At 69.6% G+C, this 1,489-nt stretch carries 1 protein-coding gene; it reads right to left on the bottom strand.

Going from position 1 to position 1,489, the window contains the following annotated elements:
- Positions 1–257 precede the first annotated feature (257 nt).
- Positions 258–986, bottom strand: a complete 729-nt coding sequence (locus O3W51_RS47995) for a GntR family transcriptional regulator (RefSeq protein WP_269290397.1) — start codon at positions 984–986, stop codon at positions 258–260.
- Between the last annotated feature and the right edge of the window lie 503 nt (positions 987–1,489).

The following is a 1,489-nucleotide window of genomic DNA, read 5'->3' as shown; positions in this document are numbered from 1 at the left end:
GCTGGCCACCTAGACCGCTCAGCGTGGCCGCCTCAACGCGTGCCGCGCGTATCGCGTGCCGCCCGTGCCGCGTGAGCCGTTGGCCGGTGAGCGTCCGGCCGGAGCGGGACGGAGGCAGGAGCGGCGGCCGGTGCGCCACCGGCCGCCCGCCGCGCCAGCGGCGGGCCTTGATCCAGTAGAGAAACTCTTAACAGCTCCGGACAGCAGAAAGCCCCCCGCGATGATCCTGCGGGGGGCTTCACGCGCTGGTGGCTGGCTCAGCTGCGGTGGACACGCCAGCGGCCAGCGGGCGCAACGGCCTCGCCGACCTCGACCAGGTCGCCTTGTGCGTCTACGTAGACGTTCCGGCTGAGCGACACAGGATCGCCGGGGGCGACGCCCAAGAGCCTGGCCTGTTCCTCGGATGCGGCGGCGGCGGTGGTCGCCTCCTCGGACGCGACGGCTCGGCGCCCGGTCGCTGCCTCGATCGCGGACGGGGTGCCGCCGATGATCCGTTCGCGCACCAGCAAGGCGGGCACGGTCTCGGCGAGATCGCTGGAGAACCAGCTCGTGGACGCGCTCACCGGCTGATCGTCGGAGCCGTGGGTGATGCGCTCGCGGCGCACGGCGTGGGCGCCGGCCTCGATGCCCAAGAGGTCGGCCACCCACTCCGGCGGCTCGGACAGGTCGGCGGCCGTGATGACGGCGTACTCGCCCTCGGTGTAGATCCGGCCCGTCGTCAGCGCCGCTTCGAGCCGGTCGGCGGCCGTCCTGTGCAGGGTCCGCCGGGTGCTCACCGTGGTGGCCGCGCCCTGCTTCGCCTCGGCCAGTCCTTCGGCCTTCAGCGTCCTGTGGACCTTCTGGGCCGTGGCGGTCGAGATCTCGTACTCCGCCGCGAGCTCGCGCACCGACGGGAGCTTGTCCCCGTGCGACAGCTTCCCGCTGACGATCTTCTCCCTCAGCGTCGCGACGACTTGGAGGTACGGGGGCGTGCGCTCCAGAGACATGACGGTGCTCCCTCAAGTGGTGGTCAGTGTGTAGTTCGCTATCACAGCGTACGCCTTGACACAGCAACTGTGCTACCACAGTATGGACATCGACAGACGGTCCTCGTTCGGGGCCTTCTGCCGCTCCGGAAACCGGGCCTCCTCGCGCGCACACGCGTAGGGCCCCCCTCCTGGAAACCGAGGAAACCGGAAACTCGCAGGTCATCGCGTGTTTCCACCCGAAAACCGCAACCACCGGTTTCCGGGGGCATCAACCGGCAGAAAACAGGCGGGACGGATCGCCGCTGTAACGGCGATCCGACCCTCATCCACGACTCCTGAGAGGCACACCGTGGACGTGTCAGCAGCATGGAACAAGATCAGCGAGGCGACCAAATCGGGCGCACAGATGTCGGCCAGCACGGTGATCAACGTGCTGGACGACCTGTCCCCGAGCCTCGCGCCGTTCGCGCAGCGCTGGGACCTCGAGGCGGACCGGCGGGTCAAGCTCCGGACGCCGGAGA

Origin of the sequence: Streptomyces sp. H39-C1 (assembly GCF_027158125.1) — a bacterium.
GTDB classification, from domain to species: domain Bacteria; phylum Actinomycetota; class Actinomycetes; order Streptomycetales; family Streptomycetaceae; genus Actinacidiphila; species Actinacidiphila fildesensis.
This window is presented reverse-complemented; position numbering and strand designations above follow the sequence as displayed.

What these genes read in the sequence shown, in the direction of transcription:
- O3W51_RS47995 (WP_269290397.1), bottom strand. Translation starts at nt 986, where the DNA reads ATGTCTCTGGAGCGCACGCCCCCGTACCTCCAAGTCGTCGCGACGCTG.